This window comes from Micromonospora sp. U21 (assembly GCF_018070045.1).
In the GTDB taxonomy this organism is placed as follows: Bacteria; Actinomycetota; Actinomycetes; order Mycobacteriales; family Micromonosporaceae; genus Micromonospora.
The window spans coordinates 72,785-96,045 of record NZ_JAGPYK010000010.1 but is presented as its reverse complement, the minus strand read 5'-3'; the positions used below and the strand labels follow the sequence as shown (position 1 = coordinate 96,045).

Sequence of the window (23,261 nt, the reverse complement as noted above, 5' to 3'; positions counted from 1 at the left end):
CGAGGAACGCACCGCAGCGGAGTCCCGCAGTCGCGAACGAGAGGCAGGCTCAGAGGAACATGATCACCCGACTTCTGGTGGCCAACCGGGGGGAGATCGCCCGCCGGATTTTCGCGACCTGCCGGGCGCTCGGCGTGGAGACGGTCGCCGTGCACTCGGACTCGGACGCCGCCGCGCCGTTCGTCGCCGACGCGGACCAGGCGGTCCGGCTGCCGGGGGACACGCCGGCCGAGACGTACCTGCGGGTCGACAGGATCCTAGCGGCGGCCCGCCGCAGCGGCGCGGACGCCGTCCACCCGGGTTACGGCTTCCTCGCCGAGAACGCCGAGTTCGCGGCGGCGGTGACCGACGCCGGCCTGACCTGGGTGGGGCCGCCGGCCAAGGTGATCGCCGCGATGGGCGACAAGCTGGCCGCGAAGGCGCTGCTCGCCGAGGCGGGCGTGCCGATGCCGCCCAGCTGGACCGACACCGACGAGATCACCGATTTCCCGGTGCTGGTCAAGGCGGCGGCCGGCGGCGGCGGGCGCGGGATGCGGATCGTCCGGGACGCCGGGGGGTTGGCCGAGGCCGTCGCCTCGGCGCGCCGCGAGGCGGCTGCGGCGTTCGGCGACGGCACGGTCTTCATCGAGCGGTACGTCGAGCGCGGCCGGCACGTCGAGGTGCAGATCTTCGGTGACGCCCACGGCACGGTCAACGCTCTGGGTGTGCGGGAGTGCTCGATCCAGCGCCGACACCAGAAGATCATCGAGGAGGCGCCGGGGAACCTCCCCAACGGGCTGCGGGATCGGCTGCACGAGGCGGCCGTGACCGCCGGGCGGGCGGTCGACTACGTGGGGGCCGGCACGGTCGAATTCCTGCTCGCACCGACCGGCGAGTTCTTCTTCCTCGAGATGAACACCCGACTCCAGGTGGAGCACCCCGTCACCGAGTTGATCACCCCGGGCGGGCTGGACCTGGTCCGGTTGCAACTGCTGGTGGCCGAGGGCGCCCCGCTGCCCGCGCACGCCCCCTACCCCGCCGCCCGCGGCTACGCGATCGAGGTGCGGCTGTGTGCGGAGGAGCCGGCGCAGGGCTGGCGGCCCGCCACGGGCACCCTGCACCGGTTCAGCGTGCCCGGGGTGGACCGCGAGTTCGGCTGGCTCCAGCGGTCGGGGCTGCGGCTCGACTCCGGCGTGGTGACGGGCTCGGTGGTGGGCGTGCACTACGACTCGCTGCTCGCCAAGCTGATCGCCGTGGCGCCGACCCGGTCGGAGGCGGCTCGGGCCCTGGCGGGCGCACTGGCCCGGGCCGAGCTGCACGGGGTGGCGACCAACCGCGATCTGCTGGTCCGGGTGCTGCGCAGCCGGGAGTTCGCGGCGGGCGAGATCGACACTGGTTTCCTGGACCGGCACCCGGAGGTCTTCGTTCCGCTGCTCCCCACCGACCAGCTCCCGGTCACCGCCCTCGCCGCGGCACTGGCGGGCGCCGCGCAGCGCCGAGCGAGCGCGCCGGTGCTTCCCGGGCTCCCCTCCGGCTGGCGCAACGTTCCCGCCTTCCCCCAGGTCGCCCGCTTCGCCGGCCCCGACGGCGACGAGCTGGAGATTCGCTACCGCCTGAACCGCACCGGAGGGCTCGACGACTGGTCCAGCACGCTGGCGGCTTCCGGTGCCGCCGGGGGATCCGGGGACCGGCCGGAAACGGCCGGGGCACCCATTGTGGCGCTGGTCGAGGCCACTCCGGACCGGGTCGTGCTCGACGTCGACGGCGTGCGGCGCGCGTACCGCGTACACCGGGTGGGGTCGGCGGTCTTCGTGGACGGCCCGGACGGGGCGGCGAGCCTGGCCGAGCTGCCGCGTTTCCCGCTGCCCACCGCGGAACTGGCCGCCGGGTCGCTGCTCGCGCCGCTGCCCGGCGCGGTGGCCCGGGTGCACGTTCAGGTCGGCCAGCGGGTCGCGGCCGGCGATCCGCTGCTCACGCTCGAAGCGATGAAGCTGGAACATCCCGTGCTCGCCCCGACCGACGGCGTGGTCGCGGAGCTGCCGGTGCCGGCCGGCGGTCAGGTTCGCACCGGCGCCGTGCTGGCCGTCATCGACACCTCCAGCTCGGCGCGTCCTGCGCCGGGCCGCGACCCCGAGCCGTCGAACCCCGAGGAGGACTCCCGATGACCTTCGACCTCACCCCCGAGCAGGACCAGCTGCGCGACGCCGTGCGGGCGCTGGGCCGCAGATACGGTCACCCCTACTTCGTAGCGAAAGCGAAATCGGGGCAACACACCACCGAGCTGTGGGCCGAGGCGGGCCAGCTCGGCTACCTGGGCGTCAACATCCCCACCGAGTACGGCGGCGGGGGCGGCGGCATCACCGAGTTGGCCATCGTCTGCGAGGAGCTGGCGGCGGCCGGCTGCCCGCTGCTGCTGCTGGTGGTCTCCCCCGCCATCGCGGCCACCGTCATCAACCGGCACGGCACGGAGGAGCAGCGCAAGCGGCACCTGCCCGGCCTCGCCGACGGCTCCCAGAAGATCGTCTTCGCGATCACCGAGCCGGAGGCGGGCTCCAACTTCCACCGGCTCGGCACGGTGGCCCGTCGCGACGGCGACGGCTGGCTGCTCTCCGGCCGCAAGTGCTACATCTCGGGGGTCGACGAGGCCGACCATGTGCTGGTGGTGGCTCGTACCGAGGACACGGGGACCGGAAAGCTCAAGCCGGCGCTGTTCCTCGTGCCGACCGACGTGGCCGGGCTGACCCGTTCCGAGCTGGACATGGAGATCCTGTCTCCGGAGAACCAGTTCCTGCTCTACCTGGACGACGTTCGCGTGCCGGCCGACGCGCTGGTCGGCGAGTCGCTGGACGCCGGGCTGCCGGCTCTCTTCGCCGGGCTCAACCCGGAGCGGATCACCGTCGCCGCCATGGGCGCCGGCACCGGCCGGTACGCCATCGAGCGGGCCAGCGAGTACACCGCCACCCGCAAGGTCTGGGGCGGCCGGAGCATCGGCTCCCACCAGGGGGTGTCGCACCCATTGGCGCACGCGGCGGTGCAGGTCGAGCTTGCCCGCTTGATGATCCAGAAGGCGGCGACCCTGTACGATGCGGGCCGCGACCTGGAGGCCGGGGTGGCCGGCAACATGGCCAAGTACGCCGCCGGGGAGGCCGCCGCGCTCGCCGTGGACACCGCCGTCCAGGTGCTCGGCGGGGCCGGCATGACCACCGAGTACGGGGTGGCCACCCTGCTCGGGGCGGTCCGGGCCGGCCGGATCGCCCCGGTCAGCCGGGAGATGATCCTCAACTTCGTCGCCCAACACGTGCTCGGCCAGGAGAAGTCGTACTGACCCGCATCGGTCCCCTGCCGGCGGGGCTCAGCTCGGGGCGCGGCAGGCGGCGTCGATCCGGTGCACCGGTCGGACCCGCCGGCCCATCCCCTCCAGCAGCGAGTCCTCGACGTGGAAGTCGTGGATCCGCAGCCGGTGCCGGGGCAACTCCTCCTCGCTGGGGCAGAGCACCTGGGCGCGGACCAGCTCGACCGGCACGTACCGCACGCCGCCCCGCTCCTGGAGGATCACCATGTTGACGTCGTCGGTGGTCACCACGTGCCCCCGTACGTCCTCGGTGGGCCCGTTCTCCGCGCCCACCGTGGTGACGGTCAGCGGCAGCACCGGCGTGCTGATCACCGGCAGCGCGGCCCAGACCAGCATGGCCAGCACTGCCACCTCGGTCACCGACGCCAGCGGCCGGATCACCAGGCCGGGCAGCGGCCCGGCGATGAACAGGGCCAGCACCGGCGGCACCACGATGAGCGCCAGCGCCAGCAGCTCGCCCTGCCCGCCGGCGTCGCGCAGCGTGGGCAGCACCAGCCAGCCGTACCCGGCGAGCAGCGCGACGATCAGCAGCAGCCGTGGCGCGACCCGTTCGTGCAGCCGCCCGGGGCGGAGCTGGAAGGCGGCCACAAACGCCGGCAGGAGCAGCGGCAGGTAGAGCAGCGGCCAGGTGAGCAGGGCGAGCAGGAAGCTGGCCAGCACGAGCCAGGCCGGGGTGAGGTCGGCCCAGCGGGCGAAGAGCGGGCGACGGCGGGTGCCGGGCGGCAACCGGTCCACGCTGACGCCCAGCACCGCGCCGAGCGCGAAGACGGCGACCAGCCCGGTGGAGAGCAGCCGGGCCGCCGTGGTCAGGAAGCCGGCGAGCAGGTTGACCGGCCCGACGTTGGCCACCAGCAGCAGCGTGGTCTGGAGTTCGCCGCCCGCCTCCACGCCGAGCCGGAGCACCGAGAAGATGGCCGGTACGCCCACCACCGCGGTCCAGAACGACTGGCTGGCGCGGGCCCGCCGCTCCGCCGGGTCCCACCGCACCCGCCCGGGCTCGACGTCGGCGACGACCGGCTCGTCGGGTTCGGCGGCCGGCACGCCCGCCGGCCAACCGGCGGCGCCCGCCTCGACGCCGGCCGGAACGTCGGCGACCGGCGAGACGGCGGTGCCGGTGGGCGCGGACGCCCGGGGCGGCGGGACCGGATCATCCGCGCCTGCTCCGCTGGTGACGGTCGGCGCCGTGCTCACCGCCGGGGCGCCTTGTCGTCGAAGTCGACCAGCTTCGGCACGTCCAACGGCTGCGGCTGCCGCTTCTCGGCGGGCAGCCAGGGGCCGAGCGTCCGGTTGTACGCGGTCTGCCAGGGGCTCGCCTGGCCGTCCCGGCCCTGCTGGTAGCTCTTCTGCAGGAAGAACGCGACCAGGTCGCGCAGCGCGGGATCGCCGATCGGAACGCCGATGCCCAGCAGCTCGCTGGTGCCGAACGGCATGTCCACGATCTCAAACTCCTTCGAAAAGGTGGCCAGGAAGCCGGCGAGAATCGCCTCGTCGGAGCTGACCGCGTCGTACCGGCCCTTCCGGATGCCGTCGACGCAGTCACCGACGTCCTTCACCACGAACGTCTTGACCTGGTGCTTCTCCAGCTCGGCCTCGGTCGTGGAACCGCCGCTGGTGCAGATCTTGTAGGCCGGGTCGCGGAGGTCCTCGATGGTGCGGATCCGGTCCTTGAGCCGGGTCGGCACCATCACCTCCTGCGTGGTGACGAAGTACGGCCCGGCGAAGCTGACCAGCTTCTTGCGGTCCTCGGTCATGGAGAAGCTGGACACCACCAGGTCGACCGTGCCGCCCTGCAGGGCCGGGATACGGTCCTCGGTGGACACCGAGACGAACTCGAGCCGTTGCTCGCCCTCGTAGCCGAGCGAGGCGGCGACGTACCGGCCGATCTCGACGTCGAAGCCGACGTGCTGACCGTTGCGCAATTCGCCCATCAACGGCTCGTTGGTGGCGACGCCGATGCGCAGCTTCGACTGGCCGTAGATGTGCGTCTCGCGCAGTTTCTCCTGCACGGACTGCAGGTCCGGCTCCTGCCGGCTGTCGCAGCCGGCCGCGGCGGCCAGGGTGAGGGTCAGGGCGACCGCCAGTGTCGTCGCGACCGAGCGGAGCCGGGACTGGGCACTGCGTGCGTTCATGGGCGACCTCGCTGACGGAACCGGCCTGCGGGACACCGAGAGTAGCGGTTTCGGTCCACTCCGTGTGGACACCGATCGGCCCTGTCGGTCGGTCCGGCTGGTCGCGTCGATCGGCACGCCGGGCGTCTCTGCGGTTGACAGCGGGCCGCGCGACGACATGCTGGAGAGGTGAGTCGATTGCCCAGGTCCGATGCGCGGACGGTAGCGGTGGTCGCAGCGCTGGGAGTCCTCGCGCTGCTGGTCACGCTGGTCGTCTGGCGCCGCCAGGACTTTCTCGGCGTGGTCCTCGCGTTGCTCTGTGTCCTGCTGGCCATGGTCGCCGGAGTGTCCGTGTCCGCCGCCCGGCAGGGCGACGACCCCAAGCCGGTGGACCGTCCGTTCGCCGCCGGGCCGCCGGAGCTGATGCCGTACGGAATCGACGCGGACACCCTCGAAGCCCTGGACAGCCGGGACGCGTTGCGTGCGGTGCGTGACCGGCGGCGCGGGTTGGGCGGGCTCAGCGACCGGTGAGTGTGGGCGCGGTGAGCGCGTCGACGCCTCGCCCGGCCAGGCACCGGTAGGTCCGGTCGAGGCTGCCGTCAATCGGCGGCAGCACCTCCAGGTGCCAGCCGACCGGCTCGGTGATCCCCGTGGTCAATCGGAACGTGGTCGCGCTGCACACCTGGCGCACCGGCTCAGCGGCGACCACGTCGTCATACTCGGCGCCGACCAGCGACACGGGCAGGATGCCCTCGGCGTACGTCTCCCAGGTGTGCCGCCCGGTGCAGGGGACACGGGCCGCCTCGGCGCGGGTGCCGCGGATCCGCACCGGGCCGAAGCACTCCAGCTCGGGCAGGCACCGGGCACCCTCCGGCAGAGTGGTCGGCGCGCCGGTGTCGGTCGTGCAGCCGGGCAGCGGCCCGGTCGCTGGCGCGGCGACCCGGCTGACCGAGGGGGACGGGCCGGGTTGCGGGCCGCCGCCGGCCATCCAGGCGCCGGCGCTGGCGGAGGCGGCGAGCGCGAGCGCCCCGGCGGCGCCGAGGAACCAGCGCCGCCAGCGCCGGCCGCCGGGGACCGTCGGGTGGACGTCCTCAACCGGGGGGCGGGGCATCGGCTGGCTGGCGACGTACGGGCCGGCGTGGCCCGTCGCGCCGCTGACCGGGGCGCCGCTGACCGGCGCCGACGGCGGGCCGAGCGGCAGGCTGGCGAGCAGGTCGTGCAGTTCGAGGGCGGACGGCCGATCGGCCGGGTCGTTGACCATGCCGGCGCGGAGTACGTCGATCAGCTCGTCCGGCACGCCGGGCAGGTGGGGGACCGGCTGGTTGAACATCTCCAGCACGGTGACGAGGCTGGGGTTGCGCTCGGACTGCCAGCGCGGCGGCCGGCCGTGCATCACCGCGTAGAGGGTGGCGCAGAGCGCGTACACGTCGACGGCCGGCGACGGTGGGCTGTGGTTGAACATCTCCGGCGGCGCGTACGCCGGGGTGAGCACCTCCAGGGTGACGGAGGCATCCCGGGCCTCGGCCAGCACGGCCAGCCCGAAGTCGGCCAGCACCGCCGAGTTGAAGTGCGAGTAGAGGATGTTCGCCGGCTTCACGTCCCGGTGCAGCACCCCGGCCGCGTGCGAGTGGGCCAGCGCGTCGGCGATCTTCAGGCCCAGGTCACGCGCCTCCACCGGACCCAGCGGGGAGGTGCGCATCCGTTCGGCGTACGACCCGTCGCAGAGCTCCATGATCAGGTAGGGGTGCTGGTCGACGGTGACCCCGACGTCGAAGAGGTCCACGACGTGCGGGTGCGACGACATCCGCCCGGCAGCCCGCGCCTCGCGCAGGAAACGGGCCTGGTCGCGCTCGCTGTCCAGCGTGCGGTTCTCCACCTTGACGGCGACCTCACGGCCCACCGAGATCTGGGTGGCCTGGTAGACGGTCGCGTAACCACCCCGGGCAAAAACCCTCAAATCAGTCAGACCGGGCACGTTCGGCACCCGCAAGCCGCCGTTCGGGGTGTCGGTCACTGCTCGAAAATACCCAACCCTGTCGGTGGCTCAGCGCACCGCGTCCGCCGGAGCGGCACCGGCCGCGCCGGGTCCCTCTCCAACGTCGTCCGCGACGTCCGTGCCGTCGGCCGTCGCAGCGGTGTGCTCCGGCGTCGCGCCGGCGCCGGCCGGCGCGCCCCTCCGGGCGTCCAGGCGCAGGCCGACGGCGGTGGCCAGCGCGCCCAGGCCCTCCCAGGCGGCCACGCCGAAGAACCGGTCGGGCGCGATGTCGGCCAGCACGGCGATGGTGAACACGGTGAAGGTCACCAGCCGGAAGACCACCGTGAACCGGTAGAACGCCCGCCACTCGGTCACCGTCGCGAGCAGGTAGTAGACGCCCATGTTGAACGCCGCCATCGAGGATGCCAGCAGGAAGGTGCCGGTGTGGTCACCAACGGCACGCGTCGCCGGCACCTCGAACCCGAGCATGCGCAGCTGCGCCTCCGGCCAGAGCAGCCCAACCGCGCCCATCACCAGCGCCAGCACGCCAAAGACCGCGATGGTCCAGCCCGCGATGGAACGCGGCAGCTTCATGAAGGGCCTCCCCAGGCACGGCAACGGTCACCACTGTGGACCGGCACACGGTGGTGACACGCTAGCCGCTCGCCCACGACCATCACATCCCCGAAACCGTCAGAACCGGATCCCCGTCCCGCCCGCCCCGCCCCGCCGATGCCCCGCCCCGCCGATGCCGCGCCTCGCCTCGCCTCGCCTCGCCTCGCCTCGCCGATCTAGGGCAAATCACGGCGAGTTGATCTCCTAGAGCAGCAATCGTCCCTAGATCGACGCGCGCCGGGGCGGGGTTAGGGGGTGGCGGCGAGCCGGGCGCGCAGGGCGTCCGCCTCGGCACGTTCGCTGCGCTGCTCGGTGGCGTACGCCAGGCGGACCGCCTCGTCCGCACAGGACAGGGCCTCCGCCGGGCGACCACAGGCAGCCAGCGCCTCAGCCAGCACGCTGGCCGCGATCACCTGGCTGCGTACGTCCTCGGCCGGTGCGGTGACCGCCCGCCGCGCCCAGTCCAGCGCCTGCTCCCGCTGACCGTGGGCGAGCAGCGCCGACGCGTACCGGGCCATCGTCTGGCGGCGGGAGAAGAGCAGCGACGGTGCGTTCGCGGCGGCGGTGGCCACCGGGGCGAGCAGCCCGACCGCGGTCGCCGGGTCGCCGGCCGCCAGCCGGGCGGTCGCCAGCAGCACCCGTGGCGCGACCTGCGCCGGGGCCTGCGGGTTGTGCGGTTCCACGGCGGTGAGCACCGCGCGGGCGGCCTGCTCGGCGGTCGCACAGTCACCCATGTCCAGCGCCACGAAACCACGCAGCGTGCCGGCCATCCCGGTGAGCAGCGGGTGCGAGGTCCGCTCGGCGTACGCCAGAGCGTCGGTGAGCAGGTCGGCCGCGTGCTCCGGCTCGCCCAGCCCGCGCGCCACCACGGCCCGGACCACCAGCGCGAACCCGCGCCCCCAGTCGTCGGACGCCTCGGCGAACTCCCGGTACGCCCGACGGGCCTCCCGATCCGCCTCGGCCAGCTCGCCCAGCTCGGCGGTGGCGAACGCCACCACCGCCCGCAGTGTGCCCACCGCCCACGCCTCGCCGACCCGCTCACCGAACGGCAGGAAGACCTGCGCCAACCGGCACGCCTCGCCGAGCCGGCCGGCGAGCAGCCGGGCGAACGCCGTGGTGCCCCGCAGCCAGGCCCGCCCGTACGGGTCCTTCAGCTCGGCGAAGAGCCGGGCGGCCCGGCCGAGCACCGCGTCGGTGCCGGCGAAGTCGCCCCGGGTGGTGGTCACCCAGGCCAGGTTCTGCAGCGACCAGGCCTGCCCCCGCCGGTCCTGCGCGCCGAGGCTGACCTGGTACGCGGCGGCCAACCGGCTGCTCGCCTGACTCAACCGCCCGGTCACGAAGTCGGCCATGCCCAGCCGGCGCATCGCCGAGGCTCGCAGGGTGGGCAGCCGACCGGCTGTGGCCACCTGCAACGCCTCCTGCCAGGCGGCCACCGCCCGGCCCTGGTCGCCGAGGGTCTGCTGGGCCTGCCCGGCGAGCAGCAGGGCGCTGGCCCGAACGGCCTCGTCCCCCGCGTTCGCGGCGATCTTCTCGGCGTACGCGAGCGCGTCGACGACCCGGCCGATCTGGAGCAGCGCCCGCGCGTGCACCACGCGGTCGGCCGCCGGCACCCCGTCGCGGGCCAGCTCGGTGGCGCGCTCGGCGTACTCCACGGCCAGCGCCGGCTCGCCGGCGGACAGCGACCGGCGGGCGGCGCGGCCCAGCGCGGCGACCCCGAGCGGGACCACCGCCCGGGCCGGCGCGTCCGGGCGCAACTTCACCGCGTCCGCGAGCGTGGCGGCCCGCTCGACATGGGTGGCCACGAAGTCGTCCCGGGCCTCGTCGGTGAACCCGCCCGGCGTGCCGGCTGCGACCTCGTCCCGCGGCGCCGCCCAGCGGGCCAGTGCGGCGTGCCGCTCGGCCAGCTCCGCCTTGCTCACCCCGGCGTAGGCGGCCTCCCGCATCAGCGGGGTGGCGAACGCGTAGCCGAGGCGGGTGCGGTGCAGCATCCGGCGTTGCAGCAGCTCGTCGACGGCCCGGTCGAGTTCCACCGCGGCCACGGCCGAGGGCCGGCCATCACGGCCGCCGTGCTGCTCGCGCAGCGCCTCCAGCGCACCGGTCGGCACCGTGTCACCGATGACCGCGGCGTCGCGCAGCACCGAGCGGGCGTCCGGCGGCAGCGCGTCGATCCGGGCGGCGAGCACGGCGGCGAGGTCCCGGGAGAGCAGCCGGCTGCCCAGCGAGCCGGGCACCAGCCGCCAGCCGGCCGTCGAGCCCTGGTCCCGTTCGCCGGGTGCCGCGCGGACACCACGCGCTGGATCCACCGTGTCGCGGACACCGCGCCCCGGCTCCACCGTGGTGAGCGCCCCGCGCTCGATCAGCAGGGTGACCAGCTCGGCCAGGTAGAACGGGTTGCCCTGGGCGGTGGCGAGCAGCCGGTCCGCGTCGGCCGGCGGCAGCTTGCCGCCACCGAGGTAGCTGGTGAGCAGCCGGGCCGCGTCGGCACCGCGCAGCGGCGGCAGGGAGTGCACCTCGGCGTCCGCGACCCGGGTCAGCGCGCCGGCGGTACGGACCAGCTCGGGGCGGCCGAGCAGCAGCACCAGCACCGGACCGGTGAGCCGGGACAGGGTCAGCCCGAGGGCGCGGATCGTCTCGGCGGTGGCGTCGTGCAGGTCGTCCACCACGATCACCAGCGGCGCCTCCGCGGCGAGCCCGCTGAGCAGGTCGGCGACCGCGTTCGGCACCGCCTCGGCGTCGGCCGCCGGCGCGCCCGCACCCCACTCGCCGTTGTCGGTGCCACCATGCGTGGGAAGTTCGGCGTAGCCGAGCAGCGCGAGCAGCTGGTCGGTGGCGATCGGTGCCGTCTCACCACCGGCGCGGGCGAGCCGCTGGCCGAGCCGGCGAAACCGCTCCTCGACCGCCGGCCGGGTCAGCGCGGTGGCCGCGTCACCGGGCAGGCCGACCGCGGCGCGGACCAGATCGGCCAGCGGCGCGAGCCGGCGCCGCTCACCGAAGGCGGCGCAGCGCACCGAGAGCACCCGGGCGCCGGTGTGCGCGGCGTACCGGCCGGCGCCCACGTCGTATCCGGCGGCGAGCCGTTCCACCTCGGCGGCGAAGCGGGACTTGCCGATGCCCGCCTCGGCGGTCATCAGCAGCACCCGCGGGTCACCCTGGTCGATCACCTCGGCGAGCCGGCCGGCGACCCGACCGATCTCGGTCTCCCGGCCCACGTAGGGCGCCTCGTCGCCGAGCCCCGACCGGGTGCCCGGCGCGTCCAGCAGACCGAGCAGCTCGTACGCCTCGACCGGCTCACGCTTGCCCTTGAGCCGCAGCGGTCGCAGTGCCCGCCAGGAGGCCACGTGCCGGGTGGCGGCGGACGTCCGCCCGCCGGCGTAGACCGCGCCGACGGCGGCGGCGTCGGCCAGCCGGGCGGCGGTGTTCACCGTGTCGCCGATGACCGTGTACTCGATGGCGGCCTGGATGCCCGCGATGACGTCGCCGGTGTTCAGTCCGACGCGGAGCCCGAGCGGCGCGCCGCCGCCCCGCTCGTCGTCGAGCACCCGACGGACCGCGCGCTGCATGGACAGGGCGGCCCGGACCGCCCGCTCGGCGTCGTCCTCGTGCGCCACGGGGGCGCCGAAGACGGCCATGATGCCGTCACCGGTCAGCTTGTCGACGTGCCCGCCGAAGGTCTTCACCGCCCCGGCGAGGGCCGCGAGCACCCGGTCGGTGACCGCACCGACCCGTTCCGGGTCGAGATCCTCCGACCACGAGGTGAATTCGGAGAGGTCGCCGAAGAGCACCGTGACCACCCGACGCTCGGCCGCCGGCAACGTCGCGGCGGCCGGCAGCGCGGCACCGCAGTTGTGGCAGAACCGCGCGCCGGGAACGGCGACGGTTCCACACACGGGGCAGGTCACATGTGCTCCAACCCACTGACCCCCGGCCCGGATTCCCCGGTGTCGACGCCCAGGTACTCGAGCTGGGCACGGACCGACCACTCGGCGGCCCACCAGAGCGAGCGGTCCACGTCCGCGTAGACAGCGGCGACCACCTCCCCGGGGGTGTGGGCGCCTGCGGCGACGGCCGCTCGGACCTGGTCGAGCCGGGCCCGGCGGTGGGCCAGGTAGAGATCGGCGGCGGCGGCGCAGTCGGCCAGCGCCGGGCCGTGCCCGGGCAGCGCCGGGATCCCGCGGTACGCGGACAGCCGCCCCAGGCTGGTCAGGTAGTCGCCGAGGTGCCCGTCCGGGTGCGCCACCACGGTGGTGCCCCGGCCGAGGATGGTGTCACCGGTCAGCACCACCCGCTCGTCGCCGCACTCGACCAGGAAGCACACCGAGTCGGCGGTGTGCCCCGGGGTGTCCAGCGGACGGATCTCGAGGCCGAAGTGCTCGCCCGGCTCGGTCAACGGCTCACCACCGATGGTGTGCACCGGGTCGACGGCGAGGACGGGCACGCCGCCGAGCAGTCCGCTCAGCCGCGGCGCGCCCTCGGTGTGGTCGGGATGGCCGTGGGTGATCAGCACGAAGCCGACCGGCGCGTACGCGGCGATCGCCGCCAGGTGGCCCTCGTCGGCCGGCCCGGGGTCGATCACCACTGCCGGCTCGCCCGGGGCCGCCCGCAGCACCCAGGTGTTGGTGCCGTCGAGGGTCATCGGGCCCGGGTTCGGCGCACGCAGCAGCGTCACCCAGTTCGGCAGCTCGTCGGCGAGCGCCGCCGCCGGCGCCGTCACGTGCCCGCTCATGGCTGCGATCGTACGACCCCGCTCGCCACACCCCGCGATCTTGCACGTGCGGTCCCTGATTCGTCCCCGTTCAGGGCTTTCATCCGGCCAGGAAGTGCACGACCGCGGGGGCGGCGACGCGTCAGGCGACCTCGACGATCAGTTCGATCTCCACCGGGGCGTCCAGGGGGAGCTCGGCCACCCCGACGGCGCTGCGGGCGTGGCGGCCGGCCTCACCGAAGACGGTGCCGAGCAGGTCGGAGGCGCCGTTGATCACCGCGGGCTGGCCGGTGAAGCCGGGCGCGGACGCCACGAACCCGGTCAGCTTGACCACCTTGACCACGTTCTCCAGGCCGACCAGCGAGTCGACTGCCGCCAGCGCGTTGAGCGCGCACCGTTGGGCCAGATCCTTCGCCTGCTCGCCGGAGATCCCGGCGCCGACCTTGCCGGTGGCGAGCAGCTTGCCCTCGGCGATCGGCAGCTGTCCGGAGACGTACACGTGCTGCCCGGACTGCACGGCCGGCACGTAGCTGGCCACCGGCGGCACCACCTCGGGCAGTTCGAGCCCCAGCTCCGCGAGCTTGCCGTGCGGACCGTTGCTCATGCCTTGGGCCGCTTCAGGTACGCGACCAGCTGGTCCGGGTTCGGCCCGGGGATCACGGCGACGAGTTCCCACCCGTCCTCGCCCCAGTTGTCGAGGATCTGCTTGGTCGCATGGACCAGCAGCGGGACCGTGGAGTATTCCCACTTCTGCATCGCTGGAGGGCTCCCTCTCGGTGCGGACGTATTCGAGGCACAGCCTACGGTCCGCTGGCGGGGCGAGGTGCGGGACGCTGCTCCGGCGCGGCCGGCAGTTCCCCGCAGGGCCCCTCGTGCTCGTACCCCTGCGGGCAGCGGGAGCGGTCGGGCAGCAGCAGGTCGCAGAAGACCCGGTGCCGATTGTTCTGGTCGTCGGCGTTGGACACGGTGGTCTCACCGGCGTCCAGCTCCGGCAGGAAACCCAGGGACACCGCGACCCGACCGGCCAGCGCGGTCGCCGCCGCCAGGTCGGGCACCCGGATCGGCAGGTGGATGACGAAGCCCGGCTCCTCGTCGTCCCGGCCCCGCTCGGCGGGGCGACTCGACGCCAGGGCCACCTCCGTCGGCTCCGGCACCCGGCGGTACGACCGCTCGTTGACCGGCAGGCCGCCGACCGGCCAGTCGGCCTCGCCGCGGGACCCGGGCCGGCGCGCCCGGTCGTTGGTCGGGAACTGGGTGCGAGGGATGTTGTCCACGTCGCGCATGCACTGCCTCCGGTCGTACCTGTCGGATCACGCTTCCGGTCCGGACCTTCATCCGCTCCGGGCCCCCGCACCCGGGTCGAAGGTAGGTCCGTGGCCGCAGTCCCGCCAACAGGACGCGCACGGCCGGTGACCCCTAGTCACATATGCGACACATCGCAGGTGAGAGGCCCGACGGGGCGCCGCACCGGAGATCCCGTCGGTCGGATCCGTGACCGGCGCGGGCCGGCAGGGGCGACACCGGTTCGGTGGTTGACCGCTACCCTTCCGGTCGGACGGTCGCGCAGTGCCGGCCACCCGCTCGATCACGCTCGGCGCCAGGGGTGGCGGCGGGCGCCGTACCCCCGGGGGAAAGACATGACCCAACCGCCCAGCGGCGACCAGGCCGGCTCGCCCGCACTCCCGCCGGCCCACCCGGATCCCGCCGGTCAGGCCGGCGGTCCCACCGTTCCCGACCAGCCGGCCCCCGCGGCGCAGCCCGGCCCACTCGCCCTACCCGCACAGCCCGACAGGCCGGCGCTGCCGGCCTCGCCGGCCGAGCAGGTATCGCCGGCCGGCTTCCCGGGGTCGCCGGCTGGGCCGGCCTTCGCCACCCAGCAGGCCTTCCCGGGGCAGGCCGGCGGGGCGGGTGGCGCTCAGCCCGAGAGCCCGGGTGGGTCGGCCGCAGCACCGGCGGGGCCCGGCACCTCGGACCCGTCGGCAATCCCGCCACCCCCGGCCGGCTACCCGCCGTACCAGGGCACCGCCGAGCCCAGGAAGAAGCGCGGCCTGCTTATCGCGGCGATCGCGCTTGTCGTGATCATGGTGCTCTGCGTGGGCGGCGGCGTGGTGGCGTTCCTGACCCTGCGCAACGCCGAGACCGGCGAGGGAGCCAAGGAACCGGCGGTCGCCGTCGACGAGTTCCTCACCGCGGTCTACAAGGATCGCGACGCGACCAAGGCGGCCAGCCGCGTCTGCGCGGCCTCCCGGGACGACGAGAAGATCGCCGCGAAGGTTGCCGAGGTGCAGAAATACGCCACCCAGTACCAGAACCCGCGTTTCCGGTGGACCAGCCCCAAGGTGGACAACCAGACCGGGGAACGAGCCACCGTCTCCACCCGGGTCACCATGACCACCTCCGACGAGAAGGTGGCCGACCAGGACCTGCGCTTCACGGTGGTGCAGAAGTCGGGTTGGTGGGTCTGCGAGGTCGCGTGACCGGCAAGCCTGGATAGGCTCGACGGGTGCGTGCAGCTGAGCGGCCGACCGACCCGGCCGGTACCGGATGGTCGGCCCGTCTCCACGTGGTGACCGGCAAGGGCGGCACCGGCAAGACCAGCGTGGCGGCGGCGCTGGCCCTGGCGCTGGCCGCCGGTGGCCGGCGCACCCTGCTGGTGGAGGTCGAGGGGCGGCAGGGCATCGCCCAGCTCTTCGGCATCGACCCGCTGCCGTACGAGGAGCGGCACCTCGCTGACGCCCCGGGCGGCGGTGAGGTGCGCGCGCTGGCGGTGGACGCCGAGGAGGCGTTGCTCGAATACCTCGACATGTTCTACAAGCTGGGTGCTGCCGGTCGGGCGCTGCGCAAGCTCGGCGCTATCGACTTCGCCACCACCATCGCCCCGGGCCTGCGCGACGTGCTGCTCACCGGCAAGGTGAAGGAGGCCACCACCCGCACCTCGGGGCAGCGGCGTGTGTACGACGCGGTGGTGCTGGACGCCCCGCCGACCGGGCGGATCGGCCGGTTCCTCAACGTCACGGCCGAGACGGCCAGGCTGGCCAAGGTGGGCCCGATCAAGACCCAGAGCGAGGGGGTCTCGGCGCTGCTCCGGTCTCCGATAACCGCGGTGCACGTGGTCACGCTGCTGGAGGAGATGCCGGTGCAGGAGACGATGGACGCCATCGCCGACCTGACCTCGCTCGGCTTCGGGATCGGGCGGGTGATCGTCAACGGCACGCGGCCACCGGTGCCCACCGGTCGGGCGGTCACCACGGCCGAGCTGAGGCGCGGGCTGGTCGCCGCCGGGCTGCCGGCCGACCGGGAGACCGTCGCCGGCCTGCACGACGAGGCGCGCGACCAGCTCATCCGGCGCGAGTTGGAGGATTCACTCCGGGCCGAGCTGGTGGAGTTGGGGCTGCCGATGACCGAGCTGCCGTTGCTGCCCGACGGGGTGGACCGGGCGGGGCTCGAGACACTGGCCCAGGCCCTCGTCCGGGCGGATTGACTCACACCTGAGGTCGGCACGGGCGCACGGACCCACCCGGCCCGATACGCTCGATTGGTGCCTTCCGAAGACGCGGCGCCGCAGCTGGACGTCGACAAGATCCTCGCCGACCCCGGCGTACGGATCGTCGTGTGCTGTGGCGCCGGAGGGGTGGGAAAGACGACCACCGCCGCCGCGCTGGCGCTGCGGGCCGCCGAGCACCACGGTCGGCGCACGGTGGTGCTCACCATCGACCCGGCCCGCCGGTTGGCCCAGTCGCTGGGCCTGACCGAGCTGGACAACACGCCTCGCCAGGTCAAGGGGATCGACGTCGAGACCAGCGGCGGCGAACTGCACGCCATGATGCTGGACATGAAGCGCACCTTCGACGACGTGGTGCTGCAGCACACCGATCCGGCGAAGGCGGCGGAAATCTTCGCCAATCCCTTCTACCAGGCGATGAGCTCGACCTTCGCCGGCACGCAGGAATACATGGCGATGGAGAAGCTCGGCCAGTTGCACGCCCGGGGTGAGTGGGACCTGATCGTCGTGGACACCCCGCCGTCCCGCTCGGCGCTCGACTTCCTGGACGCGCCGGCCCGGCTCTCCCGCTTCCTCGACGGCCGCATGCTGCGACTGCTGCTGGCTCCGGCGCGCAGCGGCGGACGGAGCATGTTCAGCCTGGTCACGGCCTCATTCGGGATGTTCTCGAAGGTGGTGCAGAAGGTGCTCGGCGCGCAGCTGCTCACCGACCTGTCCGGCTTCGTGGCCGCGCTGGATTCCATGTTCGGCGGTTTCCGGCAGCGGGCCGAGCAGACGTACCGCATCCTCCAGGCGCGGGAGACGGCCTTCGTGCTCGTCGCGGCGCCAGAGCCGGACGCGGTCCGGGAGGCGGCCTACTTCGCGGGCCGGTTGCGGGAGGAGAACATGCCGCTGGCCGGCCTGGTGCTCAACCGGGTGCACCGGCCTGCGGTGCCGGAGCTGGACGCCGAGCGGAGCCGGGCAGCCGCGGAGCGGCTGACCGACCTGGGTGGGCACGAGGCCACCGCGGACGTGCTGCGGGCGCACGCCGCGCTGGCCCGCCAGGCGGTACGCGAGCAGCGGGTGGCCGCGCGGTTCACCGGGGCGTTCCCGGCGGTGCCTGCGGTGTCGGTGACGGCGCAGCCCGCCGACGTGCACGACGTCGACGGGCTGCGGACGATCGGCGCGGCGATCAGCCGGCCGTGACCGACGTCAGTTGGCGGCGCTAACGAGGATCTTGTCCTTGTCGGCCTTGTCCTTGCTGTTCTTCTTCATCGCGGCCTCGAACATCTTGCGCCAGCTCGTCACCTGCGGGTGACGACGCAGCAGCGCCCGGCGTTCGCGTTCGGTCATGCCACCCCACACACCGAACTCGATCCGGTTGTCCAGCGCGTCAGCCAGGCACTCGTACCGAACTGGGCAACTCCGGCAGATCCGCTTCGCCACGTTCTGTTCGGCGCCCTGTACGAACAACGCGTCCGGGTCCCCGTTCTGACACGCCGCCAGCGACGGCCAGTCAGTGATCATGCCCATGTGTACACGTCCCCCCTTGCAGTACCTACCGACCTCGTTGCACGTCAGCCGGCAATTCCCCCCGATCGCCCGGCTCGCCTTCCCCAAGGCGGCACGAACGACATGTGGCGCTGTCGCCGCCCCCCATCATGCTCTGTAGTCGCCTGATTACGCAACGTTGTCGGCGAAATCCATCATTCCGGACACTCCCGGCTTCCCGGGCTCTCGACCGCCGGTTACCCCGCCGAGGTCGGCGAAAACGCTGCGCCGTCTCCTCTGGTCGGAGGAGACTCACGCCAGGTCACACGCAACCACGCACCGGGGGTCGTGCGTTTAGCACAACGAGGGCAGCGCGCGCAGGAAATGGGGAAAGAACGCCCCAGCGCCCCTCGTTCCCTACTCGCGTACTCTGTCGAGGTGACCTGGATGCGGAAACGTGACCACAATGTGCTGACCAACGCCGCATCGCTGCTCGTATGTGGCCTGCTGGCCGGCGTGGTGGTCGCAGCGGCGGCCTTCCCCGCGGTGGCGATGTCCGGCTTGGCCGCAAAGGCCGGCGCCGAGACCTTCGGCGCCCTGCCCTCGGAGCTGACGGTGGCCCGCGCGCCACAGATCAGCTACCTGCTGGCCTCGGACGGCAAGACACCGCTGGCGACGATGTACGACGAGAACCGGCGCGACGTGAAGCTCGCCGACATCTCGCCGTACATGCAGAAGGCCATCATCGCGGCCGAGGACCATGACTTCTACAAGCACAACGGCGTCGACATCAACGGCGTCGCCCGCGCCTTCGTGAACAACCAGAACGAAGGCGCCGGCCGGCAGGGCGCCTCGACGCTGACCATGCAGTACGTCCGGCTGGCCATCGCTTACTCGGCCACCCACCCGGCCGACGTGGTCGCGGCGACCGAGGACACCAGCGCCCGCAAGCTCCGCGAGATGCGGCTGGCCCTCCAGGTCGACGAGGAATTCTCCAAGGACGAGATCCTCACCCGCTACCTCAACCTCGCCTCGTTCGGCAACGGCGCGTACGGCATCTACGCCGCCAGCCAGGTCTACTTCGGAAAGCCGCCGAGCAAGCTGAAGATCGAGGAAGCAGCGCTGCTGGCCGGGATGGTGAAGGCGCCCACCACCAACGACCCGACCACCAAGGCCGGCTTCCCGCTCGCGCTGGACCGACGCAACTACGTCATCCAGAACATGCTCGACATCAAGGCCATCAGTCAGCAGGAGGCCGACGCCGCCAAGGCGGCCAAGCTGGTGGTGAAGGACAAGCGCACCCCGAACGGCTGCGTCGCCGCCAACCTCAACAGCTGGGGCTTCTTCTGCGACTACTTCTACCGCTGGTGGATGCAGCAGGAGACGTTCGGCTCGACGTCGTACGACCGGGAGCGGCGACTGAAGAGCGGCGGCTACACCATCGTGACCTCGCTCGAGGTTCAGGCGCAGAAGGGCGCGGACAAGGCGGTCCGCAAGGCCAAGAGCGAAAACAGCAAGGAAGCAGCCATGGTCGCGGTGGTCGAGCCCGGCAGCGGCCGGGTCCGGGCACTCGCGGTCAACCGCCAGTTCAAGCTGGACGACCCGAAGAACCCGAAGAACAAGCTCTCCAGCGATCCCGCGAAGAAGAGGAAGGGCATCCGGGGCAACTATCCGGCGACGGTCAACCCTCTGCTCACCGGCGGCGACGGCATCACCGGCTACCAGGCCGGCTCGACGTTCAAGATGTTCACCATCGTGGCGGCGCTGGAGAAGGGCATCCCCCTCAGCTACACCATCAACGCGCCGAAGCAGTTCAAGTCGGAATACATCATCGACAACAGCAGCCCGGCGGCCTGCAAGGGCACACACTTCTACTGCCCCACCAACTCGACCGACAGCATGGCCGGGGTGCACACCATGTGGGGCGCGTTCGGCCGGTCGGTGAACACCTACTTCGTGCCACTCCAGCAGCAGGTCGGCGCGGAGAACGTGGTCAAGGCCGCCAAGAGGCTGGGCATCAACTTCCGAGCCCAGGAGGATCTGGACCTGGAGCGGGGAGCGCACCAGTGGGGCGCGTTCACCCTGGGCGTCTCGCAGACCACCCCGCTGGACCTTGCCAACGCCTACGCCACCCTGGCCGCGGACGGCAAATTCTGCGAGCCGATTCCGGTGCAGGAGATTCGGGATCCGGACGGCAACAAGCTGGACATCGCCAACCCGCGCTGCGAGAAGCGGTTCAGCACCGACGTGGCCCGCGCCGCGGTGGACGCGGCCCGCTGCCCGGTCGGTGACCGCTCGTCGTCCTCCAAGTGCACGGGAGCCACCGCCGGCAACGTGCGCAGGGATGTCGGTGCGCCGGTGGCCGGCAAGTCCGGCACCACCGACTCGGAGAAGACCGCCGCCCTGGTCGCGATGACCAAGCAGTACGCGGTGGCCGGCATCATGGCCGACCCGGACTGGCCGCAGACCAACGTCAAGATGAAGCACGCCGAGAGGGACGGCATCAACCCGCCGGTGTGGGAGACGCTGCGGGACGCGATGAAGAACAAGCCGAAGATCCAGTTCGAGCCACCGGGCCAGAAGATCTCCGAGGGTGATCAGCGCAGCATCCCCAACGTGAAGTGCGCGCCGGTGGACACCGCGAAGTCCCGGCTCAGGGACGCCGGCTTCGAGCCGACCGTCTCCGACACGAAGGTGACGTCGACGTGCCCGGCTGGCACCGCCGCCGGCACCAGCCCGGACGGGCGCACCATCAAGGGCGGCGTGGTCACCATCCAGGTCAGCAGCGGCGGCGGTGCTCCCCCGCCGGGCAACACCACGCCGGGCAACCCGAACCAGCCCGGCACCAACGGTCGACCCGGCGCGGGCCGCCCGGGCGGCTGAGCCGACGAGCAGGACGCACGAATGGGCGGGCACCCGAGGGTGCCCGCCCATTCGCTTGTCCGAACCGCGTCTGCGGTACCGGGAACGCGCAGGTCACGAAAGTGCGGGGCCGGACCGCGTCGGTCCGGGTGCCGACGGGTTCAGAGGCCGAGCTGGCGGCGTACCTCAGCGGCGACCCGACCACCCTCGGCCTGGCCGGCCACCGCGGCCTGGGCCGCCTTCATCGCCGGGCCCATCTGGGCCTTTCCGGTGAAGTCGCCCGCGGCGAGCGCGCCGGACACCAGTTCGGTCAGCTCGGCGTCCGTGAGCTGCTTGGGCAGGTAGCGGTCCAGCACCTCGCCCTCGGCGGCCTCCTTCGCGGCCTGCTCGGCGCGGCCGGCGTCGGCGAAGGCGGTGGCCGCCTCCCGGCGCTTCTTCGCCTCCTTGGTCAGCACCGCGAGCACCTCGTCGTCGGTGAGCTCGCGCTTGGCCTTGCCGGCGACCTCGGCGGTGCCGACGGCGGCCAGGGCCAACCGCAGCGTGGAGGTGGTCAGCTCGTCGCGCGCCTTGAGCGCGGAACGCATGTCGGCGGTGAGGCGGTCCTTCAGCGTGCTCATGGACGGTCAAACTACCCTGAACGCCATGCGAAAGCGCACACTATTCCGGCTCGCCGCCGGATCCGCCGCGATCGGAGCGGCCACCCTCGCGTACGCGTCACTCGTCGAGCGCAACATGTTCACCCTGCGGCGGTACGACGTACCGATGCTGCCGGCCGACGCGGAGCCGCTGCGCGTGCTGCACCTGTCGGACCTGCACATGATGCCCGACCAGGCGCGCAAGCAGCACTGGGTGGCGTCGTTGGCCGCCCTCGACCCGGACCTGGTCGTGGTGACCGGCGACAACATGGCGCACCCGGGCGCGGTGCCGGGGGTGCTGCGGGCGCTGCAACCGCTGCTGGACTACCCGGGCGCGTTCGTGTTCGGCTCCAACGACTACACCGGGCCGGTGTGGAAGAACCCGTTCACCTACTTCCTGCCGGACCGGGAGTACACCGAGGGTGTCGACCTGCCCTACGAGGAGCTGCGGCAGGTGTTCACCGGCGCTGGCTGGATGGACCTGAACAACGCCCGCACCATGCTCAAGGCCGGCGGCCGGCAGATCGACCTGGTGGGCGTGGACGACCCGCACATCGAGCGGGACGACTACGGTGCGGTGGACGGCGCGGTCTCGTCCTCGGCAGACCTCTCCATCGCGCTGGCGCACTCCCCCGAACCGCGGGTGCTCGACCAGATGGCCGCGGACGGCTTCGGGCTGCTGCTGGCCGGGCACACCCACGGCGGGCAGGTCCGCGTACCCGGTGTCGGGGCCCTGGTGACCAACTGCGGGCTGCCCCGCTCGATGGCGCGCGGGCTGCACCGGTGGCCGGGCTCGGACTCCTGGCTGCACGTCTCCGCCGGCCTCGGCACCCACCCGACCGCCCCGGTCCGCTTCGCCTGCCCCCCCGAGGCGACCATCCTCACCCTGATCCCCCGCTGACCCGCCACGGGGCGCCCCGGCGCCCTCGGCTCAAGATCCGCACAACTTCGGGGAAACGGCTGCCTAACCGCGCCGCGAGGCCACAACATTCCCGAAGTTGTGCGGATCCTGGCTGCTCCGGAACGGGCCCGACCCCCGGGGGTACCGAGTTTGACCATCGGGGCGGGTGGGCTACTATTTGTCGGCACGCCTCGGGGTGTGGCGCAGCTTGGTAGCGCGCTTCGTTCGGGACGAAGAGGTCGTCGGTTCGAATCCGGCCACCCCGACCAGAGGTAAGTGAAGGTCAAGGCCCCTCCACCGAGGGGCCTTGATTCGTTTCCGGCGACCACTGCTCTCCCGGAGGCAGCAGACGACGCGATGCGCCGGGCGAGGCGGTCGACGAGTACGAAGCTGGGTGCCGTCGCAGCGATGAGTTCGCGGCGCCCACAGGCCTACCTTCCGACCGAGACAACCAATTCATCGGGAGCAGGGCATGGGTCTCATCCACATCGAGCTGTTCGCAACCCTCGACCTCGTCGCGCAGTCGCCCGGCCGCCCCGACGAGGACCCGGTGGGGTTCCCGTTCGGCGGCTGGCAAGCACCCCTGCTGGACGAGGTCGCCGGGGCGCAGGTCGCTGCCGCGTACGAGGGCACGGACGCCCTCCTGCTCGGCCGACGGACGTATGACATCTTCGCCGCCTACTGGCCGCACCAGGAGAGCGGCGAGGCCAACGAGATTGCCACGCTCTTCAACAGCGTCCCGAAGTACGTGGCCTCCCGCGGCAGGCCCGACCTCTCGTGGGCCGGGTCCACGCAGCTCGGCCGGGATCTGCCCGGCGCGGTACGCGAGATCCGTGACCGGCACGAGCACGTGAAGGTCGTCGGGAGCCTGAACCTGGTACAGACCCTCCTGCGCGAGAAGCTCTTCGACCGTCTCGACCTCTGGGTGCACCCGATCGTGCTCGGTGTCGGCAAGAAGGTGTTCGACGGTGGCACGGTGCCCACGAACGTCACACTCCTCGAACCGCCGGTGGCCAGCCCGAAGGGCACCGTGTACCTGCGCTACGGGCTCGCCGACGGCACGCCCGGGACGGGGGACATGAGCGCACCCGATCGCGGTGCCGGGCGCGACTGAAGCCCCCCGGAGCCTTGATTCGTTTCCGGCGGTCCCAGCGGACCGG

General features: G+C 72.7%; 20 protein-coding genes and 1 tRNA gene. 10 read left to right on the top strand and 11 right to left on the bottom strand.

All coding sequences use genetic code 11. The features are described 5' to 3' along the window. Positions 1-59 precede the first annotated feature (59 nt). Entirely contained in the window at positions 60-2,144 is a 2,085-nt protein-coding gene (locus KBX63_RS15910; RefSeq protein ID WP_210912021.1) for a biotin carboxylase N-terminal domain-containing protein, read from the top strand. Continuing rightward, positions 2,141-3,304 carry an acyl-CoA dehydrogenase family protein gene (locus tag KBX63_RS15905; protein ID WP_210912020.1) on the top strand — a complete coding sequence of 388 codons (1,164 nt, stop codon included), beginning with the start codon at positions 2,141-2,143 and terminating at the stop codon, positions 3,302-3,304. The genes KBX63_RS15910 and KBX63_RS15905 overlap by 4 nt, the downstream gene beginning before the upstream one ends. Before the next feature lie 27 nt (positions 3,305-3,331). On the opposite strand, the gene KBX63_RS15900 is transcribed toward KBX63_RS15905, so the two are convergent. Together KBX63_RS15900 and KBX63_RS15895 are read right to left on the bottom strand one after the other, a co-directional pair. Continuing rightward, positions 3,332-4,522, bottom strand: a complete 1,191-nt coding sequence (locus KBX63_RS15900) for a hypothetical protein (protein WP_210912019.1) — start codon at positions 4,520-4,522, stop codon at positions 3,332-3,334. Further along, the gene (locus KBX63_RS15895) at positions 4,519-5,460 is read right to left on the bottom strand and encodes a transporter substrate-binding domain-containing protein (RefSeq protein ID WP_210912018.1); all 942 of its coding nucleotides are present in this window, start codon (positions 5,458-5,460) and stop codon (positions 4,519-4,521) included. The genes KBX63_RS15900 and KBX63_RS15895 overlap by 4 nt, the downstream gene beginning before the upstream one ends. A gap of 207 nt (positions 5,461-5,667) precedes the next feature. Here KBX63_RS15895 and KBX63_RS15890 point away from each other — a divergent pair, with 207 nt between their 5' ends. Next, positions 5,668-5,970, top strand: coding sequence for a hypothetical protein (locus tag KBX63_RS15890; RefSeq protein WP_210912017.1), 303 nt, complete (start codon positions 5,668-5,670; stop codon positions 5,968-5,970). Here KBX63_RS15890 and KBX63_RS15885 read toward each other — a convergent pair. The 7 genes from KBX63_RS15885 to KBX63_RS15855 all read right to left on the bottom strand — a co-directional run bounded on the left by KBX63_RS15885 (position 5,957) and on the right by KBX63_RS15855 (position 14,014). Beyond that, positions 5,957-7,453: a serine/threonine-protein kinase gene (locus KBX63_RS15885; RefSeq protein WP_210912016.1), complete on the bottom strand. Its 1,497-nt coding sequence runs from the start codon at positions 7,451-7,453 to the stop codon at positions 5,957-5,959. The genes KBX63_RS15890 and KBX63_RS15885 overlap by 14 nt on opposite strands. A 30-nt stretch (positions 7,454-7,483) precedes the next feature. After that, a complete protein-coding gene (locus KBX63_RS15880; RefSeq protein ID WP_247662453.1) occupies positions 7,484-8,008 on the bottom strand; it encodes a hypothetical protein in 525 nt (174 codons plus the stop codon). Positions 8,009-8,277: 269 nt separating this feature from the next. Further along, positions 8,278-11,928, bottom strand: a complete 3,651-nt coding sequence (locus KBX63_RS15875) for an adenylate/guanylate cyclase domain-containing protein (RefSeq protein WP_210912015.1) — start codon at positions 11,926-11,928, stop codon at positions 8,278-8,280. Next, positions 11,925-12,752 (bottom strand): MBL fold metallo-hydrolase, encoded by an 828-nt coding sequence (locus KBX63_RS15870; protein ID WP_210912014.1) that lies wholly within the window; start codon positions 12,750-12,752, stop codon positions 11,925-11,927. Before KBX63_RS15870 ends, KBX63_RS15875 begins: the two co-directional genes overlap by 4 nt. Positions 12,753-12,873: 121 nt before the next feature. Continuing rightward, complete coding sequence (locus KBX63_RS15865) at positions 12,874-13,335, bottom strand: RidA family protein (RefSeq protein ID WP_210912013.1); 462 nt, start codon at positions 13,333-13,335, stop codon at positions 12,874-12,876. Then, positions 13,332-13,487, bottom strand: coding sequence for a DUF4177 domain-containing protein (locus KBX63_RS15860; protein ID WP_088950574.1), 156 nt, complete (start codon positions 13,485-13,487; stop codon positions 13,332-13,334). The genes KBX63_RS15865 and KBX63_RS15860 overlap by 4 nt, the downstream gene beginning before the upstream one ends. Positions 13,488-13,531: 44 nt before the next feature. Next, the gene (locus tag KBX63_RS15855) at positions 13,532-14,014 is read right to left on the bottom strand and encodes a hypothetical protein (RefSeq protein ID WP_210912012.1); all 483 of its coding nucleotides are present in this window, start codon (positions 14,012-14,014) and stop codon (positions 13,532-13,534) included. Between the two features lie 699 nt (positions 14,015-14,713). Here KBX63_RS15855 and KBX63_RS35225 point away from each other — a divergent pair. Genes KBX63_RS35225 through KBX63_RS15840 form a run of 3 tightly spaced genes read left to right on the top strand, consistent with a single transcriptional unit; the run spans position 14,714 to position 17,418 of the window. Continuing rightward, entirely contained in the window at positions 14,714-15,208 is a 495-nt protein-coding gene (locus KBX63_RS35225; protein ID WP_307871730.1) for a hypothetical protein, read from the top strand. A 26-nt stretch (positions 15,209-15,234) separates the two neighbouring features. Beyond that, positions 15,235-16,212, top strand: coding sequence for an ArsA family ATPase (locus KBX63_RS15845; RefSeq protein WP_210912010.1), 978 nt, complete (start codon positions 15,235-15,237; stop codon positions 16,210-16,212). A gap of 54 nt (positions 16,213-16,266) precedes the next feature. Continuing rightward, positions 16,267-17,418: an ArsA-related P-loop ATPase gene (locus KBX63_RS15840; protein ID WP_210912009.1), complete on the top strand. Its 1,152-nt coding sequence runs from the start codon at positions 16,267-16,269 to the stop codon at positions 17,416-17,418. Positions 17,419-17,424: 6 nt separating this feature from the next. Here the strand turns inward: KBX63_RS15840 and KBX63_RS15835 are convergent, their stop codons facing one another. Then, positions 17,425-17,745 carry a WhiB family transcriptional regulator gene (locus tag KBX63_RS15835; RefSeq protein WP_210912008.1) on the bottom strand — a complete coding sequence of 107 codons (321 nt, stop codon included), beginning with the start codon at positions 17,743-17,745 and terminating at the stop codon, positions 17,425-17,427. 405 nt (positions 17,746-18,150) lie between these two features. Between KBX63_RS15835 and KBX63_RS15830 the strand changes: the two genes are divergently transcribed. Further along, the gene (locus KBX63_RS15830; RefSeq protein ID WP_210912007.1) at positions 18,151-20,586 is read left to right on the top strand and encodes a transglycosylase domain-containing protein; all 2,436 of its coding nucleotides are present in this window, start codon (positions 18,151-18,153) and stop codon (positions 20,584-20,586) included. A gap of 140 nt (positions 20,587-20,726) precedes the next feature. Here the strand turns inward: KBX63_RS15830 and KBX63_RS15825 are convergent, their stop codons facing one another. After that, complete coding sequence (locus KBX63_RS15825) at positions 20,727-21,182, bottom strand: GatB/YqeY domain-containing protein (RefSeq protein ID WP_210912006.1); 456 nt, start codon at positions 21,180-21,182, stop codon at positions 20,727-20,729. A gap of 25 nt (positions 21,183-21,207) precedes the next feature. Between KBX63_RS15825 and KBX63_RS15820 the strand changes: the two genes are divergently transcribed. From KBX63_RS15820 to KBX63_RS15810, 3 genes are all read left to right on the top strand, one after another. Beyond that, a complete protein-coding gene (locus KBX63_RS15820) occupies positions 21,208-22,101 on the top strand; it encodes a metallophosphoesterase (RefSeq protein WP_210912005.1) in 894 nt (297 codons plus the stop codon). A 192-nt stretch (positions 22,102-22,293) separates the two neighbouring features. Beyond that, positions 22,294-22,370, top strand: a tRNA-Pro gene (locus KBX63_RS15815). A 203-nt stretch (positions 22,371-22,573) separates the two neighbouring features. Beyond that, positions 22,574-23,215 carry a dihydrofolate reductase family protein gene (locus KBX63_RS15810; protein ID WP_210912004.1) on the top strand — a complete coding sequence of 214 codons (642 nt, stop codon included), beginning with the start codon at positions 22,574-22,576 and terminating at the stop codon, positions 23,213-23,215. Positions 23,216-23,261 lie beyond the last annotated feature (46 nt).

Bases quoted from the DNA above. Each gene is read 5' to 3' on its own strand.
- KBX63_RS15860 (WP_088950574.1), bottom strand. From the start codon at position 13,487: ATGCAGAAGTGGGAATACTCCACGGTCCCGCTGCTGGTCCATGCGACC.
- KBX63_RS15895 (WP_210912018.1), bottom strand. From the start codon at position 5,460: ATGAACGCACGCAGTGCCCAGTCCCGGCTCCGCTCGGTCGCGACGACA.
- KBX63_RS15855 (WP_210912012.1), bottom strand. From the start codon at position 14,014: ATGCGCGACGTGGACAACATCCCTCGCACCCAGTTCCCGACCAACGAC.
- KBX63_RS15880 (WP_247662453.1), bottom strand. From the start codon at position 8,008: ATGAAGCTGCCGCGTTCCATCGCGGGCTGGACCATCGCGGTCTTTGGC.
- KBX63_RS15910 (WP_210912021.1), top strand. From the start codon at position 60: ATGATCACCCGACTTCTGGTGGCCAACCGGGGGGAGATCGCCCGCCGG.
- KBX63_RS15870 (WP_210912014.1), bottom strand. From the start codon at position 12,752: ATGAGCGGGCACGTGACGGCGCCGGCGGCGGCGCTCGCCGACGAGCTG.
- KBX63_RS15835 (WP_210912008.1), bottom strand. From the start codon at position 17,745: ATGGGCATGATCACTGACTGGCCGTCGCTGGCGGCGTGTCAGAACGGG.
- KBX63_RS15905 (WP_210912020.1), top strand. From the start codon at position 2,141: ATGACCTTCGACCTCACCCCCGAGCAGGACCAGCTGCGCGACGCCGTG.
- KBX63_RS15810 (WP_210912004.1), top strand. From the start codon at position 22,574: ATGGGTCTCATCCACATCGAGCTGTTCGCAACCCTCGACCTCGTCGCG.
- KBX63_RS15830 (WP_210912007.1), top strand. From the start codon at position 18,151: ATGCGGAAACGTGACCACAATGTGCTGACCAACGCCGCATCGCTGCTC.
- KBX63_RS15820 (WP_210912005.1), top strand. From the start codon at position 21,208: ATGCGAAAGCGCACACTATTCCGGCTCGCCGCCGGATCCGCCGCGATC.
- KBX63_RS15825 (WP_210912006.1), bottom strand. From the start codon at position 21,182: ATGAGCACGCTGAAGGACCGCCTCACCGCCGACATGCGTTCCGCGCTC.
- KBX63_RS15865 (WP_210912013.1), bottom strand. From the start codon at position 13,335: ATGAGCAACGGTCCGCACGGCAAGCTCGCGGAGCTGGGGCTCGAACTG.